This window comes from Leptospira interrogans, assembly GCF_900156205.1.
GTDB lineage: Bacteria > Spirochaetota > Leptospiria > Leptospirales > Leptospiraceae > Leptospira > Leptospira interrogans.
In genome coordinates, this window is sequence record NZ_FTNA01000046.1 from 4768 (window position 1) to 22440 (window position 17673).

The following is a 17673-nucleotide window of genomic DNA, read 5'->3' on the forward strand; positions in this document are numbered from 1 at the left end:
CTGAGTTCAAGCGCGACCCATAGGAAAGCGTTTTGCTGAGTTCAAACGCGACCCGTCGAGGACCATAGAAACGAGACGCTTTAGTTTGAAAGATGTTCTCTTGAGTTCTACTTTACATTGATCCCTTTTGTGTTAATTCACGTTATTCTAATTTAGAATCAGTCCTAAAACCTAAAGATTACTGGAAAGTTCGCAAATATCCCAAGATAACCGTTTTTGTGGGAGCTTCAGCAGTTTATTAGAAAATTATAAAGTATTTGCGTATGCATATAAAGATTTTGAATAGATTTTTACAATTCGAACGTATGAAAATAGTATTCGAAATGAACCGTCGATTTTACAAAAATACGGAAGTCCACAAAAATTGTGTCTAATCTGGGGATTATTGGCCGTTTTCAAAGGAGATTGTATATTCATCTTTTGAAACAAGCTCATGGTAGTATTTTTTTATACGTCTTAACTGTAAGTTGCTCGGAGCTAGATAACAGAGGAAAACTAAATATTTTATATTCAAATAGTTTTTTGTAGTAAAAATGAACGAAACTATTTTTATAAAAATAGTATATAAGAAAATTAGGAAGAATTAATATGAAACTAGCAGCTTCTAAATCGATTTAAAATAGAATTCCTTTGAAAACTATAGCTGCGAATACGATCAAAGAATTATGTTGCCTATGGTGTAAATAAAAAAGAGTTTCATGAATTTTTATTTTGAATATTTTTATATAATAAATTTATAATGTAATTAAATTGATATACAAGCTGCAGGGTTGTATCTTGGGTCGCAAGGGAAAGCTGCGACAGAATACGATTTCTCTCCGCATGCGCGAAGAGAAATTTGCGATTGTCTTTAATGAAATTTATAGTTTATACGTTGCAGAAAAAGAAACGTCCAAACCGGTCCTGTATTTTTGAAATACGTATTCTTGTCCTGTTAAAGGATCTGTTTGTGTAATTTTAAATTGTGTGTTCATGACGTTTCTGACAGAAGATCTAAAATCAAGACGATCGTTATGTCTGTAAGTGTAAACTACGTCCGAGGTTCCAGTTCCTTTTTGAATTGCGTTTGGAACTCCGTCCGATCCTACCAGCGCAATTCTGTCGCTAAAGTAATTATAGTAAAATCCTATATTATGTTTTTTGCTTTTACTTACGAACACATCTATTTTCAAGTTAGCTACAAAGTCTGATTGACCTTGTAGAGGTCTATTGAGAGTAGTCGGAAGTAGGCCGCGTATGTGGAAAGAGGGTCCACCTGTCCTGTGCTGATCAAACCGTAAATTTTAGAATCGATCACGTCCACTCTTGACTTAATAAAGAAAACGTTCGCTTCCACTCTAAGCCACCAAAGGAGTTCTTTGCGATAATCTAATTCGATTCCTCGGATCGTAGCTTGTTGAGCGTTAGCGTATTTATACACTAAACTCGCGCTTCCCGCAACTGGTAGACCGATTAACTCGATCGGATTGGAAAGATTTTTAAAAAAGGCTCCAACTCCGATATAATCTGTGTTTGTAATATAGTATTCCCATCTAAGATCATAGTTATGAATGTAAGTCCTTTGAAGACTTGCATTTCCGAAAATTCTGTCCGCTTGGAAGTAAGCGGCAAAACCGAAAGGAGAAAGTTCTCTTAGATCCGGTCTTGTAAGGGTTTGAGAATAACCTAATCTAAGATTCATATCTTTTGCAAATTCCCAGACCACGTTTGCGGAAGGAAGTTTATCTTTTGTTCTAAGTTCGCCAATCCCAACGTTAGTCGCGTCGCAAATATTGGCTCTGACTAACAATAGTCTTTCTTCTTCGGAATTAGTTTTACATCCGTAACTGGTATTAAAGCCGTTCCAACTGTTTTTAAGATCGTAGGTTTTAGTTTTTTGGTAACTATCTTCGTATCTAACTCCAACAATCGATTTTAATTTTGCAAGAATCGGAACTTCTAACTGAGCAAAAGCAGCGCGTAACGCTTGGGAAGCGTCGTAAGCGTTATTTCCAGAGGCTCGTTCGTAGATTTTTCTATTTCCATTAGCATAGGCCAAAGGATTATAAATCACTTCTCCAGGAATTGGATAAATCACGTCTCTATCGCTGCCTGTAAAATTTCTTTGTGCGATTTCCCTAAATTCAAAATGTTTAAAACGATCTAAATTGCTGATTCCGAACTTCAACTTACTTTGAAGTCCATCCCATTGATTGAAAGGAATTTCGTATTTTAGAGATTGGCTTCTGACAGTATCCGCAGTGCTCGAAAAATATCTGGTTCCGTCAGGATTGTTTCCTAATCTTCTATAACCGTTTGCAAGATCGGTTCCACCTTGAGACCAAGCTTGATTTCTTGCGTCTGGTTCGTCTCTTTCGGCTAACGCGTAATTGACGTTCCATTCCACTTTATGAGGTCTTGCGCTAAACGCTCTGACTTCGTGTTCTCCACCTAATGTGTTATTAAAGATTGTCCTACTGATGAAGTTTAGGTTTGTAGATTTAAAATTGAAATTGTCTATGTAATTAGCGCCGTCTCCTTCTCGGACGATTTTATCTGACTGCACTGAATATAATGTTTTTATAAAGAACTGTTGTCCGATTTTAGGTTCGTAAGCTAAATTTAAATTGTTACCCCAAAGAACTTCCTCACCGTAAATTTTGAGATTATTTTGGTTCAGAGGACGTAACATATTCGAATCTTTTAAATAAATAGAAATAGGATTGGAAGCTTGAAAACGTGCGTTTGCTTCTTCTCTATAGTTATAACTTCTATTATATGTAGTTCCCGCAAGGATTCCAAATCTTCCCCACTTTTCCGTTTTGAAAGAATTTCCTGCGGAAATACTAAAGGATTTGTTAAAAGGAGAATCTTCTTCTTTTGGAGACCATTCTTGGTTAAAAGATAAAGCTCCTACTTTCATCAGATTGGTAGGAATTCCGCCAAAACGATCTCCTTCTACAAAAGGAATTGCTTTTGGTAAACCAGAGATCATATCTGGAAGTTCTTGTTTTTTAGAAACCAAACCGAAGTTATTGTTCATTTCTCCGGTATCAAACGTTTTGAATTTATGACCGGCTACCTGAGTGTTCTTTCCCACACCTAAAGAAACTGAAAGAGAAAGAGTATCTGGATATTCTTTGGTTTCAATCTTAACGATACCGCCCGAAAATTCTGCCGAGTCTTCTGCGGAAGCCGTTTTAATAACTCGAATATTTTTAATTACACCCGCAGGAAATAAATCCAAAGGAACGATTCTTTTATCTGGTTCGGGAGAAGGTATTACGGAATCGTTTAAAATGGTATTTGAATATCTTTCTCCTAAACCTCGAACGAAAATAAATCTACCACCCACAAGAGTAATTCCAGTCACTCTTCTCAAAACGTCTCCAGCAGAAGAATCCGGACTTTTTTTAATCGCTTCTTCGCTGATCGCGTCGGAGACGACCCCACTTTTTCTTTGTAGAGCCAATAAGGCGGATTCAGAATTTTCTAGACCTCTACCTTTTACTTCTACTGTATCTAGAACCTGAGCTCCCATTACTACGTTCATAGAAACCCGAGCACCTGGAGAGATCGTAATTTTTTTAAATTGAGTGGCAAAACCAATCATTTGGAATTCAACTGAATGTTCGCCTGGTGGAAGGTTCAATTCGTATTTACCATCAAAGTCGCTTCGAGTAGCGGCTTTGATGGATCGAACGATGATCACGGTTCCAAAAACAGGATCCCCTGATTCCGAATCCACGATTTTACCAACCAGTTTACCGGTGGATTGACCTAATACCGGACTTGTTATTAGAGAGAGAAAAAAGAATAAACTTAGAATTTTATGTTTCATGTTCCGTACGTACAAACTTTAAATTGATTTTTATGTTCTATAACGAGTTTGATCTCTTCGATTCGGATCGTTTTTGATCCTACTTGAAGATCGAATTCACCAATGATATATCCATTGATATTGGTCAGCTTACGAATGTTATACGGCTGACTAAGTGGGAGAATTTTAAAATTCCCTTTTGTATTTTGAAATTGTTTTCTAATTTTATCTAAACCGGCGGTTCTTCTTAAAAGAATCAAATACATAGAATCTTCTATTTTAGAATTTGCTGTTATATTGTTTTGATTTACATTATTAGGAAGATAGATTTTTCTAATTTCTTCCGGGTTACAGGAATAACGAAGTAAATTATCCGGTCTGTTTGGATTGTCTCTAATTTCCGTCAGAGCGATTTGAATGGCTTTTTCAACCGAAGACGAAGAGTTTTGGATTTTATAAGATTCTTTGATTTCTGATTTTAGAGTTTCTTGATCTTTTTGAATTTCTAATGTATGTTTAGGGTCTGTAAGTTCTTTATTTAAGTCTGGTTTTGGATTATTCTTTTTGCAATTAAGCGTGAGGACTGATAAAAATATAAATATTAGAATATTAAATAAAACAAATTGATTTGGAATGAAAAAAGATGGGATTGTTTGATTTCTATAAAAAGTAGATTGATTGTATGTAATAATCTCGTTTACTTTTTTTGTCCGATAAAACGATTTTTGGAGAATTTTATTTTCGAATTTCTTTTGAGACATGTTCTAATGATTTTAAAATAGATTAAAAATTTTGAATTAGGATTCCCAAATTAGGGAATCCTAATATATAAATTTATCTCGCTCTATAAACGGTCCAACCGAAAGCCCAGTTCAAACCGCTTACCATACCGCCGTAAGTAGTGTTATCGATAAAAAACGAGTCTGAGGACTGTGCACTTAATGCGGAACCAGCTAAAGCCGCGGCTTCTCCGGAAGGTTGATAATCCGGTTTGGTCGCAAATTCGCAATTATCCGAATCTCCAGAACCTAAGGAAATTACAGGAGTAGAAGTAAGTCCATTTGTAGGTAAAACACAGGCCGCTGTGTTACCGTTTCCTTTGGAAGCTTCTACTAAGACGTTTGCAAAAGTAGGAGAGGTCACGGTTCCACCACCTCCATTGGCTACACAATCAATATTTCCGGATTGAAAACCGTAGATGACTCCGTTCGAAAATTTACCTTGAAGTCCTTCTCTTAGTCTTGCTCCAAATCCGTTGGATACATTTTTTCCAAGAAGAGTAAAGTTAGAAAGTTTTACGTTTGTAGTCGGTTTAGAAGTCACGGATGCAGTTCCACCGCTATGAGTTCCGTCCATTTCAAAACCGTGTGGATCTGTGGATGCGGTACCACCACAACTGGTAGGATATTTATGAGCGATTAAGAACTGAACTTTTCCAGTGAAAGCTTCATCTAAATCTAAGTCGTCGTCCATTCCACCAGTCATTAAAAGATATTTACCGGTCCAAGCGCCACCCCAAGCTTCGATACCGTCGTCTAAATGTCTATGAACTTGAATGTGATCTAAAGTAGTACCACTTCCTACCACATACATAGACAGTCCGTTTAATTCGTCACCGGTAGAAACTTCGTTTCCAGCAAACTCAACGATCGTATAAGTAAGGTTACCCGAACTTCCGTTATCATTGGCACCGCTATTGTATTGAAGACCGGTTCCACCTTCCGTGTTTTGTGCAGCGGCTCTAGAACCAATACCGTCTCCTACGATTAAAATACCACCCCAATCGCCCGGAGCTCTATTTCCAGAAACTTTAGAAGAAGTAAAACATACGGGTGCAGCAGCATCTCCGTTTGTAACGATCTTAGCTCCTTGTTCGATAACTAAAGCGGAACCAGCAGTACCGAAAATTACGGAACCTCTTTCAAAGGTAAGAGTGGCGCCACTTTTTACTCTTACGATTCCATTTAGCGAAGAAGAAGAGTAAGCAGGAAGACTCTGACTAGAAGTGATGTTACCCGAAAGGACTGTGTTTCCACCTTGAACGGAAGCACCGTCGCAGATAGCGGCTCCGGCGTCGCTATTTCCTCCCGCTAACAAAGCGAGAAGTAACAACATACTATTATCATTTTTGTCTTCTTTACAATTGATAAAAGAAGAAAGTAATAAGGCCGCACTTACGATTAAAAGTGAAGTCCTTTTTAAGAAAATTGATTTCATTTTATAACTCCTTGAAAAATAAACCGTAGAAGGTCTAAAACAAAGATAGAGGGAAGGAGTTACGTATAAGTTACAAACTGATATAATTCGCGTAACTTTCATCAAATTTAAAAAGAAGTTTTTTTGTAGAAAAAAAATGTAAAACAACATGGTTTTCTATGGAAGTATAAAGAATAAGATTAAAAGTAAGCCCATCGATCCTAAAGCAAGATAACGATCTGATTTGGTTTCCTCTTTCGATTCTTCTTCTTTTACCCAAGTAACTTCTTTTTTTTGAATTGTAACAGCTTCTTTTTTAAAACCTCTTCTTGTACCGTCTTGGTATTCTACGATGATCCCTTGTTCGTTTTCTGAAGTTTTAACGTTTTCAATTACTTCGTTTGTTTTAGAGTTTGTGACAGTGTCTGCGAAGAGTAAATTGAAAGAAAGTAATGCAAGTACACATAAGAATGGGAAGAATCTTGTAATCATATTGTAATCGTTATCCTTTGAGAATGATATTCGCTTCTCATTCGTATCCAATACTACAAGAGGAAAATCGTAAGAATTGTTACAATCGTATTAAAGATAACTTTAGAAAAGATTTTATAAATTAACGTGAGTTCGATGTAAGAATTTCATTTCTCTAAAAAAAGCTAGAATCTGAACTTTGCAGATCGATTCTAAAATGTGGGAACTCATACTTTTAGAGAATTCTTTCTCATTTTCTGAATCCAAGTCATGTTAAAATAGTTTTTCATTTTTTTGAAAACCGCAAAACGGCGATTTTATGTAAAGTTTAATTAGGCGAAAGTTCTTTTAGGATCTTTATATGAGGTCCTTGATTAGAATTGGTCTACCAGACAGTGTAAATTTAAAAATAAATTCTAATCGTTTAAACGTAAAAATACTATATATTCTATAGTTCTAATCAACCTGTGCTGTTACTGGCAGTTCAAGAGCAAAGTGTTATCTAAAAAACCAAATATAGTCAAAATGATTATGAAGACGAATAAAAATAATACTATAGGCTTGTTTCCAAGGTTAGAACTATGAGATCTCGCTCAAAAAAAGCCAATAATTCTTTGTTAGGTGCAATTTGTAAAAACTTCGACAACTTTGCGAAATCCATAGTTAATTTTTAGTAATTCGAGTATTAAAATAAAAACTCATTTTCTAAATATAAATTGGTAAAAATATTCGTCAAAAAATAAAGAAAGGTGTTTATTATAAAGTTTTAAAGTTCTTTTAGAACGATGAAAACGATCGGTAAAAAATTTGGATGTTGATGTATGAACAAATTGCGGTTGATTTCCACTCAACAAATAAATTTGTAGGTTTCGAAAACCGTTTTTTGAGATCGATAAATAGTGTCGTAATATTCACAAATTGGAAATAAATTTATGAATTCTAAATATAAACTAACAGAATTTTTCGTCAGTTATTATTCGAGTCGATAGGACTTAAATCTATAGAGTTTATTTGCTTTTGGCAGATTTTATGTAAGAAACTCTGAACAAAAAAAGGAAGATTTTACGATTTTAAATTAGAAAAATAAACAATTGAAAAAGTTTCGCTATACAACTGTTATCTGGGGATTTGTGATGTGTTCTTCCGACGTAAATTATGAGGTTGGATTGAAACGGCTTTAACTTTTTTAGAATGGAGGCGTAAAAAAATTTTCGTAGATTTGTGTTCGAAAGGAACTAATCTCATTGAAATCAGAAAAAATGAACGATTCGAAACCTTACGGAGCCGATCATTTTAAGAGAACTTTCTATAAAATCAATTTGTAAAATAGTGTTGTTTTATAAATTCAATTGAATGTAATAGACTCTTTGATCGGATAACAAAACTCGAACGGAAACGTTATGAATTCATTGCTCAATCTATATAACTGGAATATCCGCCAAAAATTAATGGTGATCATTTCGATTATCATTCTTATCTCTTTAGGAACAATCATCGCTCTCGCTACATATTTTTTCAAATCGGATAACGAAATTCGTGTTAAAGAAAATAACTTGAAACTGACGGACGTAATTAGTCAAAAAATACGTTCGGATATTGCCTCTTTGACAAAACGTTCTCTGCTTCTTGCTCGGTCTATGGCGGATTCGGAGGAATCTAGCGATATTTTACAAAACGACGACGATATTTTTTATCTGAAAATTTTCAGAAAAGAAGGTTCTGATTACGTAGGCGTAAAACGAATCATTGATGAACGTACTCTAAAAGACTTTAAAGTTAGTTCGGATAACGCGGATAAAATTGTACGTAAATATTTAAACGGACAAAAAAAGGCTCAGCTCGGAAAACCTCTCGTATTTAACGTATCACCCGATTTTCGTAGGCCGGTATTGTATCTTTCCATTTTTGTAGGAGACAAAAACAATTCGGCAATACTCGTTTCTTTGGTAAAAATGGATTCTATATTAGATTCTTTTAAAACATCCGGAATCACACAATTTTTTCTAGTAGGAAATGATGGAGCTCTAATCGCACATTCCGATTCTAAATTGATTTTACAACCTACCGATCTTAAAGACGAACCGATTGTTAAAAATTTATTAGAAAGTGCAATCAGTAATGGACAAACTCGCTACAAAGGAAAGGACGATCAATATTATTTAGGTTCTTTTAGAAGAATCGGATACGCTGGACTTGGAGTAATTTCTAGTACTTCTGAAAAGAAAGCGTTTGAAGAAGTTTATAATATTCAAAAAAGAAATATTTATCTGATGATCGTAGTGGTAAACGTTTCTATATTATTTGTATTTTTTTATGCAAGAAGACTGACAAGACCAATACTTAAACTTGTGGACGCTTCCAAACAAATCGAACAGGGAAACTTTCATATAGATCTCAAACCGGAGTCAGGAGACGAAATTGGAAGACTCACTTCTTCCTTTGTCGAAATGGGAAAAGGTTTATCCGATCGAGATAAAATGAAGGACGCATTCGGAAAATTTGTCAACAAAGACATTGCGGAAATGGTTCTACGAGGAGAAGTAAAACTAGGAGGAGATAAAAGGGAATGTGTGATTTTATTTTCTGATATTCGTAACTTCACTTCTATCTCGGAAAAAATTGAACCGGAATTAGTCGTAGAATTTTTAAATCAGTATTTTACTGCAATGGTAAAGTGTATTAACGAAAACGGAGGAAGCGTCAATAAATATATAGGAGACGCTATTATGGCCGTTTGGGGGGGAATTGGGACATACGAATTCCGACACGGAAAGATCGATTTTGGCCGCGTTGGATATGCGTAAGAGTTTGATACAATTCAACAAAGGAAGAGGGAGTGATAAAAAACCAAAAATATTTATCGGGATTGGAATCAATACGGGAGAAGTCATTGCGGGTCAAATCGGTTCGGAAGATAGGCTGGAATATACGGTCATAGGTGATACTGTCAATCTTGCTTCTAGAGTGGAATCTTTGACAAAAGTATTCGGTGCGGATATATTAATCACAGGAAATTCCTACGAAAAAGTAAAAGGAATTTTTAATGTAGAAAAACTAAAACCAATTCAAGTAAAAGGAAAAAAATCTCTACAGACTATCTATGCGGTTTTAGGGCATTCTAAAGATAAAAATTGTCCTAAAAATTTGAAGGAGCTTAGAAAACAAATTGGAATGGAATTCAAATCTGGCAGGTCTAAATAACGGGTATGAAAGATAAAATTCTTTCAGGTGATAAACCGATTTTATTTCTTCTTATATTTAATATCGTATTGTTTACGGGAGTATTTATATACGATTATACTCGATACGGATATCAAGGTTCTCAAAAAGTAATTGGAACCATTCTTTATAAATCAAATACAACTCGAAGAAAATATGACTCCGAAGTGGTCTGGAAAGAAATTGAAGTGGGAAATTCCGTTCAAAACAGAGATACAATTGTAACTTCGGAGGGTTCTCAGGCAAAGATCAGACTTTTGGATGGAAGCGAGATTATGATCGCTGAAAACTCAATGATCTTTATAGATTATTTGGACAATCGTGCTAATTTAGAAATCTCGGCAGGTGGTTTACAAGTTACAAGGAAATCGGATAATAAAGAAAATACTTCTTCTTTGGGAATTCGTTCCGGTGACGGGGTGTTAAAACTTGTAGAAGGGGTTGTAAACGTAGAAAAGAAAAAGGATCAAAGAACTCTGGATTACGCGATTCTTTCCGGAGCGGTTAAACCTGATCCTAGCAATCCTTTTCCCATGTCGCCTAAAAAATCTTTGGACGGATTTGAGAAGTTATTTCCTGGATCGGAGAATATTCAGACTATTAAATCCATTCAAGCCGCCACTTCTGCCGTAAATTCTAATTCGTCAGTTAACACAAATTCGGCGACTAATCCAGGTCCCCACGGTACTAATATTACCCCGTCTATAAAATCTGAAAATACCACGACAAAATCACAAAACACGGGAACCGATTCACAATCTAAACCTGGTTTAAAAACAGAACGAATTGGTTCATCGGGAAACAAAAATCAAAACGAAGTCAATTCGAAAGCAGATTATGATCCGGGAGATTATATTAAAAAACAAAAATATGAACATAAGGTTCAAGAGAAATCAGATTCTTCTGCAGTTCACCAAAATAAAACTGAGTTTAAACCTTCTGAGTCGACTCAGGCACCATCCAAAAGTGGTAGATCTTCTTATCCGGAAGTAAAAAAACAAAGACAAAATCGAGAATGGACTCCTGAAGAATTACTTCGGCAAGAAAAAGAAAAACGCAGAAGAGAAAGGGAAGATAAAGAGCAAAGAGAATTTTTGAGAATGTAAAAATTAACTTTCATCCACATAAATGAAGATTGTTTTATGGCGATTTCTGGAACTTATCTAACGTGGTTTGATGTAAAAAAACGATTTATGAAAAATATTATAAAATCCGCATAAACTTTTTTTCTATTATAGTCGTAGATAGATTTTTTTATATTAGAGTTGTTGAAAAATTCCATGGCGGTGATTAACAAAATTACTTCAACCGACCATTTCATGAAACAAAAACAAGATGGAGAATTCATTTTTTAACAACTCTATTTTAATAGAGTAAAAACTGCAAATAAAGTTATAGTTTCGTTCCTTTCTTTGAAAGGAGTGATACTCCCTTTTTTAAAAAAAACGCACTCGAAATAGAGTGCTCAATGTTAGGATTGTCTAGAAAAATTAAAATTACTTCGTAAAACGTTTAATGGATAAAAATTCATAATTGTGATTATATTGCTTTAAAGTATCACAAAATTTCTTTGAATTTAAATAACTATTATTGTAAAAAATCAGTCAATATAAATTCAATTGTGGTATAAATTTATTATACTAAGAGCTTATCCAAAATCCTAAACGGAGGCATCACCAACCCCATAAGTATTTGATCTCAATAAAATCTGTCGGAATTACGGCAAATCCTCTGTAAAACTTAGTTCCCACTCCACAACGCGATTCATAAAGAGCGTTGTGCTAAGTTTCCACCGACCTGCAAAGCGATCATAGAAGCGAGATTGAGTTTCACAAAAATGTAGGAACCTGCAAAAATTTAACGACATTAGAACTATTCGAAAGTTCGCAAATTGCCAAATGCAATCTAATTTATAGGAACTATATTGCATTTTATTAAAAATTTCTAAAGAATGATCGCGTAAAATTCTTTGAGGTTTTGGGCCAAGCTATTAGTTTTATTTTAAAATGAGACGAGAAGGTTCGTTTCTTCTGGAATCTTATAGTTAAAAAATAGATTTAATTTTAAAATTGAAGATATTGTATCTCAAAAAAGAAAAAACTTGTGATTTAGAAAATGATTTTGGTTAACATCTGGATAAAAATTAAAGAAAAACGTAGTAAGAAAAAAATTGTGTCACAAAATATCTAAGAACTTTAGAATTTAACGCTAGTTTGATGAAAAATATTGGAAAAATTTTTATAAAAGAGAAACCTACATAAAATTATATAAGGTTTTATCTCAATTGATTTTCAAGGAAGGATTTTGTTTAAACGGGTTTTAAGCAATTCTTGATAGGATATATTCTAATTGTTTTCGATTTCTTGTTTTTCCAGGCTAAAAATAAATCTTTGGGCGATTTCAAATTCTTTTTTTGGAAGTACTGTAAGTATTTCAATCATTTTAGGAAGGCCCTCCTTAGAAGTTATTTTTTTTAACAAAGTCTTTTCTAGTTCAAATTCTTTTGTTCTTGTTCGAGATGTTTGTATTCGTCTAGTTACTTTTTCTGGAAGTTCTCCTTCGAGAAGCCATTGTCTTCGGTATCCATGAACCATTTCTATTGTAATTGCAGCATCCTCTGGTATTGGAAATCTACCACTTAGCCAGCCACTGATTGTCTGTTTGGATTTGCCAATTGTGACTCCAAACTCCCTTTGATTTCCTTTGAAATCTAAAAGTATGGTTTTTAGTCTTTTTTTTTGCTCGCTCAAAATATATCCTGGAATAATACTTTTTAATTGACATTAGTATTAAAATAATACTAATCTGTCTTTAGAAAACCTATAAGTAGCATAACTTTCAAAAAATCAATTCAAATGTCAGTTCTATTGCAACTATGGGTCATAATCTTTAAAAAAATAATACTTTTAAGCTATAGAAATGGATTGGTTGTATAAAAACATGTTTTTGCCGTTGAAAAATAAAATGTTTTTGATCTTTCAATTCTTTTATCTCCAGAGTAAGTTTCCTTTCAAAAAATTACAATACGAGCGAAATCGGGGAAAATTACCGATGTCGTATCGAAGCGAAAAATAAAGTCGATGTAAAAGTTTTGTCGGAACAACACGCTCAACGGAAAAAGGACCTAAATCTTTTCCTCTTGAAGATAAATCTGAGTAAATCTTAGTCTGAATTTGAATCATAGATAAGGATTGACGGTTGAGATATATCATCGTGAATTTCAAAACAGGATCTGGTTACAGAGTCAAATTACTATCGATAAGTGAAGACAAATATTAAATTTAGCGAAGAATTAACGTATGAACAACCTTAACCATTTAATTCCAGTTTTAGCGGGATTTCTCCATTTGTTTTTTGGAATATATGTCTTTAGTTTAAAACCAAGACAAAAGTTACAAACTTTATTCCTGTTCATGAATATATGTATGGCTCTTTGGCTCTGCATGCAAGGTCTTAGAGGATTATTTCCTCTTGAATACCGTAATTTCGGATTAAACATAACGTTCCTCCCGATGTCCATTGCAACTTTTATCTATTATCTTCTTTGCAAGAAGATGGAAAATCCAGATCAGAAAATTTCGATTTGGATACAAGGTGCAGGTTTGATCGGGTTTCTGTATTTTACTTGGGCTTCTTTGAATCAGAAAATGGTTGTACTGGGAGATCCGGACACTTTCGTTTTCGATTTCAGTTTGAATTACCATTTGATCATTACCTTTTCGGCTTTTTGGGTTGTGTTGTCTGCTTGGACAATTTTAAAAAGAATGCTGGTTAAGAGGGGAAATGATAAGGTAAGGCTTTTTTTTATTTTACTTGGTTCCATGTTCGCCTATCCTATAACCTTGGTATTCATTTATTTTTTGCCTTTTTTAGGAATTTATAAAGCTTACTTATCTTCTTTAGGGCTTTCTATTGGATCAATTTGTTGGGCGGTTGCAATTTTGCACTATGACGCTTTTAAAATTAAAGCTGGTTTGATTCAAGGTCAGAGAGTTTCTTTTATTAACCGCCTGGCCTCCAAACCTTTTTTGACGTTGATGGGCAAGTTGGATCCAATGCGGTTTATTCAAAAAAGTTCTAAGGAAAAAGAAGAACTCACGAAGCAAATTCTCATACAAGACTTTTACCTTGCCGAAAATACTGGCGAAATATCGGTCGATGAAAGAGCTAAAATTCTCTCTAGACGATTTGGTAAATATTTTAAGTAAATTATCTAAAAACATTTAAAAACCCATCTGTGATAATATTGTTTGACTTAATATCACAGATGGATACCTTAGTGCTATCGGGTATATTTCGAATTAGAATCTGAGTCAACTTTTTTTGTAGTTTGAATTCGGATTTGTTTCGAAAGATCAATTTCTTTCAATCAATACTAAAATTGATTTTTAGTTACTCGTATGATAGCGGAGGTGAATATGTCGAAGTGGTATGATCCGGCAGAATTGGAGGATTTTTTAGGTTCATTACCTAAGTTTAGAGTGAGGCTTCGACTTGCGTCCGAATATAAAAATCGCCAAGAAAAAGTGCCAAAAGAACTCAGATATATGATTTTGATTCAAAGATTATATCTACAAAAAAAAATACTTTTAAGACGAAACGAGTGGATGAAAGGAGAATTAAGAAGTATTTTCTCGGAAAAGGTTCAAATAGAGAGTGAATTTAAGGTTCTGGAAAAACTATTAAAAGAAATTCGGAATGAAAACGCAGATTTGATCTGTGGTTGATTTTATACTACTTTATAAAAATCGAATATCTCTTCGTCACAATAAACTATTTTATTCGATCTTATTTTTAATGATTCATTATAAAATTTCCTATAATTTTTAAATGTTAGGAACGTCTAAACTCAATCGAACCCGGCACATATATAGATTATTGAGTATTTCCTTTGGAATTGTGTGGATGGAAAAAATCGTGGTTTACAAATTGGAGACAGATGTGTCTTTTCTTGACTTTGATCCTATCACAAAGAAAAAGTTCTTTGCGGAGATATTACGAATTCTGAAAAAAGAGAATTATATAAAAAAATTTTTATAAACTAAATTTCTAATTTAACGTGAATTTGGTGTGAGAGAGTTGTTTTATAAAAATCTAATTTTCCCATAAAAAATGAAAGTTTAAAAATTTATAATGTAATTAACGTGAGTTCGACGTAAGAATATTTGGGCGAATCGCTCGCAAATTTTATAGTATACAATGGCTCGCGACCGCGCTTGAACTCAATGTTACTCCTTGCTGTCGCAACATAATGCTGCAATTCCTTCGGAATTTTCGCTACAATCGCTTTCTCATACCGAACTCATGTTAATTAATTTGTGGGAACTCTCACAATTTATTAGAAACTTATAAAATGTTATTGTTTATAACTTTTGGAAAAAGTTATACGTAAAAATTTAATTTGAAACGTTATTTTTCAATTTTTTTGAAATTTTCACGAGATGAATTTAAAAGAAATCTATTTTTGAAAAATACAATTGTTTCCAGGAAGTTTAAATTTGGATTCCTCTTTTTTTGAGAATGTCTAAGGCGGTCTGTCTTAACAATGGATGAATTTGAAACTCAGAAGCGTCTGGAAAACTGGGAGTGGACGAAACTTCGGCGATCGGATCTGTAGGTTGGGTCTTGAATTTATCTGCACCGATCCATTGGCTAAAAGCCCAAATCATTCTTTGGAAAATTTCATCGATTCGTTTTTGATAACCTGCCTTTTTATAATAACCGTAGGCGAGTAGGGGCATTTTTTTTTCATACATAAAATGATCCCCTAAACGAATAAGTCCGTCTTTATATTCTGCTTTGATAAAAAGATCTCTGGCTTTTCGGATATTACCTTCGTTGAAGGCTCGATTGCCTTCTCGGATTGTTTCTGCCCTTTCTTTGGAATCCATACTTAAACAGTCGGACATTTTTCGGATTTACGCAAGTGAAAAATGGAAGAATAGCAGATGTTTCTTTTGAAGTTTTCGATTGAAATTAAGTTTCGTTTTTTGAAAACAACCGTGGCTTTTAATAGAAATAAGTTTAGGATCGGCGAAAATGTTCAAAGACGCTTTGATTATAAATTCGGAATGTTTTTGATTTCAATCGTATAAACGAATACACACGATTCGATATTCTTACACAAAAAAGTAAAATATCTGTCTCCTTCAATTTTAAATCCGTTTATAATTTTCTGAGTGAATTTTCAACTTCAAAACTTACTCAAGTTAAACTGATCAAAATAGGTTTATCATAAATCTTTCTAAAGTTCTGTTGGTTGAATTCCATTTTTAATGGGCCTTGGGTTCTACCACGATTCCTATAAAGTAGTACATTACCTAAATGTTTTATCGTAAGCGCCGTTTGACGTAAGTTCGTTAATCCAATGTGAAAGCGATTGAAGCCTAGCAGAACGCTCTTTTAAACGCAGTACTCGCTTCTTGAACTCAATAAGACGCTTCCTGAATGCCGCTTCTTAGAAAGGCTTTGTTGGGTTTTCTGGTTTGCTCTGCAGATTGTTCGATGGATTGCGTTCTATAATAAATTGTAACTTAAAACGAAATGTTGTATTGCATTTCTTTTATGCAATTTATTGATTGGAGCAGAAAGCACGGTTTAGTAATCTGGATTTGCTTCAATTTTTTTTTCTGGATTCACTGAATTGAAAATTAGTATTTTATAGTATATGTAAGTTTATTTGATTCGTAATTGAATATCAGATTATATATTTATTATAATAATATAAATAAATTATGTGATTTATTTTTAATAAGTTAAGTTTTTCTTATGCTTTTTGCAGGAACCCAGCTGAATATCATATTTAGAGTTTGTTCCAAAAACTCAAAGAATTTTATGCGATGATTCTTTAGAAATTTTTAATAAAATGAATTGGGTCGCATTTGGAAATTTGCGAACTTTAGGGCGTTCTAATCTTATTACATTTTCGTAGTAGTTCCTACATTGTGAGGTTTTGGAACAAGCTTTGATATTTTTTTCTGCTTTAGAAAGTATTTGGAAAGTTTTTTTAAAAAAAAATAAAGTTTCTGTATTTTATTTTTTATGAAAATATTAAACTATGAGATAAGCCTACATCAATCAGGTTACATAATGTAGTTACCGCCAATCTCTATCAAAAAAGCGTGTTTTTATTATTATTCGGATTACCAAAAATTAATGGTCGCTTTTCAAAGATACTGAAATTCTTAAAAATTGCACGTAACTCGGAATTGTTTTTTTAAGGAAATTCTACATTCTAAGTTTTGAAACAAGTTTACCATAATATTATTTGTATGTATTTGGGTGCTAAGTGTATATATTAGCTACTTTTTATATATCTATGGGTAATTGTAAAATTCAGATTTGTAATAGTTTCTACATTTTCAAAGTGTTACTGTAAAATTTTAATCTGTAGTAGTTCCTACAAATTAAGTCACATTACGAATTTTTAAACATTTGTTTGTGGTGTTAGAATTTGTAATAGTTACTACATTTTTTGAATTTATCTGTAAAACATAAACCCACGAAAGTAGTTTCTACAAATTAAGTCTCTTAAACAGTTTTTTTATCAATAGAGTTATTGAAAAATTCTATAGCAGGGGTTTACAAAATTGTTTCAATTGTTCATTTCAATACAACGGAAATAGATGAAGAATTCATTTTTAACTCTATTGAACTTTTATGTAATAGTTCCCACGTTTTATTTACAAAAAAATCAGGTTTTATAAAGCAAAGTTTGTAGACCGAACTTACGTTAAATCATGACAAAAATGATCTTAGCAATATTAGATAAGTATGAGAAAGCTTTTCGTTATATGTAATAAAAATAGTTTTTAGATTTAGAAGGAATTTTATTGGATAGGGAAGGATTCGCCGTTTCGCAGTCTCACATCGTGTTCGACTTAAGCTCCACGTCGTCTTTCTCGCACGCTCACCTTCCTGGTTCGCGTCGCGTTTTTTCGCTTTTTACGAAAGCTCAAAACGCTCTTGCTCGCAAGCTTCGAATCCTT

General features: G+C 33.6%; 10 protein-coding genes and 2 pseudogenes. 4 read left to right on the forward strand and 8 right to left on the reverse strand.

The features are described from left to right. Positions 1–246: 246 nt before the first annotated feature. The 5 genes and pseudogenes from BW942_RS20245 to BW942_RS20265 form a co-directional block, all read right to left on the reverse strand. A complete protein-coding gene (locus BW942_RS20245) occupies positions 247–435 on the reverse strand; it encodes a hypothetical protein (RefSeq protein WP_000051855.1) in 189 nt (62 codons plus the stop codon). Between the two features lie 425 nt (positions 436–860). Continuing rightward, positions 861–3820: pseudogene (locus BW942_RS20250) on the reverse strand (TonB-dependent receptor). Next, on the reverse strand, positions 3817–4560 hold the full coding sequence (locus BW942_RS20255; RefSeq protein WP_000078692.1) for an LA3241 family PerA/PerB upregulated protein: 744 nt from the start codon (positions 4558–4560) through the stop codon (positions 3817–3819). Before BW942_RS20255 ends, BW942_RS20250 begins: the two are co-directional and overlap by 4 nt. Positions 4561–4633: 73 nt before the next feature. Further along, positions 4634–6016 (reverse strand): oxidative stress response protein LipL48, encoded by a 1383-nt coding sequence (gene lipL48, locus BW942_RS20260; RefSeq protein WP_000835560.1) that lies wholly within the window; start codon positions 6014–6016, stop codon positions 4634–4636. A gap of 156 nt (positions 6017–6172) precedes the next feature. Beyond that, complete coding sequence (locus BW942_RS20265) at positions 6173–6487, reverse strand: LIMLP_04285 family protein (protein WP_000632837.1); 315 nt, start codon at positions 6485–6487, stop codon at positions 6173–6175. Positions 6488–7866: 1379 nt separating this feature from the next. On the opposite strand from BW942_RS20265, the pseudogene BW942_RS22035 reads away from it, so the two are divergent. Both BW942_RS22035 and BW942_RS20280 read left to right on the forward strand, forming a co-directional pair. Next, a pseudogene (locus BW942_RS22035) lies at positions 7867–9667 on the forward strand (adenylate/guanylate cyclase domain-containing protein). A gap of 5 nt (positions 9668–9672) precedes the next feature. Next, positions 9673–10791 carry a FecR family protein gene (locus tag BW942_RS20280; protein WP_000653315.1) on the forward strand — a complete coding sequence of 373 codons (1119 nt, stop codon included), beginning with the start codon at positions 9673–9675 and terminating at the stop codon, positions 10789–10791. 1239 nt (positions 10792–12030) lie between these two features. On the opposite strand, the gene BW942_RS20290 is transcribed toward BW942_RS20280, so the two are convergent. Both BW942_RS20290 and BW942_RS20295 read right to left on the reverse strand, forming a co-directional pair. Then, positions 12031–12435, reverse strand: coding sequence for a hypothetical protein (locus tag BW942_RS20290; protein ID WP_000003225.1), 405 nt, complete (start codon positions 12433–12435; stop codon positions 12031–12033). 237 nt (positions 12436–12672) lie between these two features. Then, complete coding sequence (locus BW942_RS20295) at positions 12673–12897, reverse strand: hypothetical protein (RefSeq protein ID WP_000639745.1); 225 nt, start codon at positions 12895–12897, stop codon at positions 12673–12675. 135 nt (positions 12898–13032) lie between these two features. Between BW942_RS20295 and BW942_RS20300 the strand changes: the two genes are divergently transcribed. Continuing rightward, the gene (locus BW942_RS20300) at positions 13033–13893 is read left to right on the forward strand and encodes an LIC10906 family membrane protein (protein ID WP_306294448.1); all 861 of its coding nucleotides are present in this window, start codon (positions 13033–13035) and stop codon (positions 13891–13893) included. Positions 13894–14103: 210 nt separating this feature from the next. Further along, on the forward strand, positions 14104–14412 hold the full coding sequence (locus tag BW942_RS20305) for an LIC_10907 family protein (RefSeq protein WP_000049581.1): 309 nt from the start codon (positions 14104–14106) through the stop codon (positions 14410–14412). Between the two features lie 765 nt (positions 14413–15177). Here the strand turns inward: BW942_RS20305 and BW942_RS20310 are convergent. Then, positions 15178–15576, reverse strand: a complete 399-nt coding sequence (locus BW942_RS20310; protein WP_000377460.1) for a hypothetical protein — start codon at positions 15574–15576, stop codon at positions 15178–15180. Positions 15577–17673 lie beyond the last annotated feature (2097 nt).

Coding starts and splice junctions, on each gene's coding strand:
- BW942_RS20245 (WP_000051855.1), bottom strand. CDS start 435: ATGAGCTTGTTTCAAAAGATGAATATACAATCTCCTTTGAAAACGGCC.
- BW942_RS20255 (WP_000078692.1), bottom strand. CDS start 4,560: ATGTCTCAAAAGAAATTCGAAAATAAAATTCTCCAAAAATCGTTTTAT.
- lipL48 (WP_000835560.1), bottom strand. CDS start 6,016: ATGAAATCAATTTTCTTAAAAAGGACTTCACTTTTAATCGTAAGTGCG.
- BW942_RS20265 (WP_000632837.1), bottom strand. CDS start 6,487: ATGATTACAAGATTCTTCCCATTCTTATGTGTACTTGCATTACTTTCT.
- BW942_RS20280 (WP_000653315.1), top strand. CDS start 9,673: ATGAAAGATAAAATTCTTTCAGGTGATAAACCGATTTTATTTCTTCTT.
- BW942_RS20295 (WP_000639745.1), bottom strand. CDS start 12,897: ATGATATATCTCAACCGTCAATCCTTATCTATGATTCAAATTCAGACT.
- BW942_RS20305 (WP_000049581.1), top strand. CDS start 14,104: ATGTCGAAGTGGTATGATCCGGCAGAATTGGAGGATTTTTTAGGTTCA.
- BW942_RS20310 (WP_000377460.1), bottom strand. CDS start 15,576: ATGGATTCCAAAGAAAGGGCAGAAACAATCCGAGAAGGCAATCGAGCC.